This window comes from Belnapia arida, from assembly GCF_016773205.1.
Classification (GTDB): Bacteria; Pseudomonadota; Alphaproteobacteria; order Acetobacterales; family Acetobacteraceae; genus Belnapia; species Belnapia arida.
This window is the reverse complement of the sequence record NZ_JAETWB010000139.1, coordinates 1-1315: the sequence shown is the minus strand read 5'-3', so window position 1 is coordinate 1315 and position 1315 is coordinate 1. Positions and strand designations below refer to the sequence as shown.

The 1315-nt window shown below is 69.1% G+C and carries 1 protein-coding gene; it reads right to left on the bottom strand.

Going from position 1 to position 1315, the window contains the following annotated elements:
• Positions 1-16: 16 nt before the first annotated feature.
• Positions 17-1257 (bottom strand): IS3 family transposase gene (locus JMJ56_RS33070; protein WP_202836113.1). Its coding sequence is split into 2 segments (ribosomal slippage): positions 17-945 and positions 945-1257, totalling 1242 coding nucleotides; the frame shifts between segments, so codons are not numbered across the junction.
• Positions 1258-1315 lie beyond the last annotated feature (58 nt).

Sequence of the window (1315 nt, the reverse complement as noted above, 5' to 3'; positions counted from 1 at the left end):
TGGCCTTGCCCCGCCTTTACGGACAGTGTTGCACGGCTGAAGCAGCCGCCTGGAACGCCGCCACCTTCTGCTCTGGTGTGAGATAGCCCAGGGCCGAATGCAAGCGACGCCGATTGTACCAGCCCTCCAGGAACTGGAACACGTCAGCCCTGGCTTCGTCGCGCGTAAGGTAGTCGTGCTGCTCGACGAGTTCACCCTTCAGCGTGGCGTAGAAGCTCTCCATTGGCGCATTGTCCCAACAATCGCCCTTGCGGCTCATCGAGCACAGCATGCCGTATTGCTGCAGCCGCTTGCGGTACTCATGAGCTGCGAATTGCACGCCGCGGTCCGAATGGTGGGTGAGCCCAGGCGCGGGACGCTGGCGCGCGATGGCCATGTCGAGCGCGGCGAGCGCGAGCTCATGGCCGAGATGGCTTTCCATGGCCCAGCCGACGACGCGGCGGGAGAACAGGTCGAGCACCACGGCCAGATACAGCCAGCCCTCGGCGGTCCAGATATACGTCAAATCAGCCAACCAGACCCGATCCGGCGCGCTGGCGGTGAAGTCGCGCCCGAGCAGGTTGGGCGCCATCGGGAAGGCGTGCGCGCTGTCGGTGGTGCGGCGGAACCGCCGCCGGCGCCTGGCCGACAGGCCCATGCCTCGCATCAGGCGCGCCACCCGCTTGCGGCCGACCCGCCGGCCGTGAGCGCGGAGCGCGGCATGCACACGCGGGCTGCCGTAGCGACCCCGGCTGTCCTCGTGAGCGGCGCGGATCTCGGCCGCCACCGCCCGGTCCTCGACGGCTCGCGCGCGCTCCGGCCGGCTGGCCCAGGCGTAGTAGCCGCTGCGGCTCACGCCCAACACCTCGCACATGACCTGGACGGGGAAATCGGCGACGTGCTCGCGGATAAAGACAAAGCTCATCTCCGGCCCGTCGCCTTGCCGAAGATGAGCGCAGCTTTTCCCAAGATGTCGCGCTCCATCCGGACGCGATCCAGCTCACGTCGCAGACGCCCAATCTCCGCCGCCTGATCGGCCGGGCTCGGGCCGACGCGGCGCGCCGGCGCCGTCTGCTCCTTGGTGGGCGTCGGCACCGGCGCGCCGCTCCCTGCCGCCATGCGGCCCTCCGCCCAGCGCAGCCAGGCTCGCACCAGCCGATCCGGCAGGCCCAACTCGGCCGCCACCGCCGAAACCGGGCGGCCACCGCGGATCGCCGCCACCGCCTCGAGCTTGAACGCGTCCGGAAAGAACCGACGCTGTCTGTTGCTCTCCGTCATCGACACCTCCCAGGCTCCTCAGCCTATCAAAGGTGTCCGTGAAATCGGGACAGGCCCA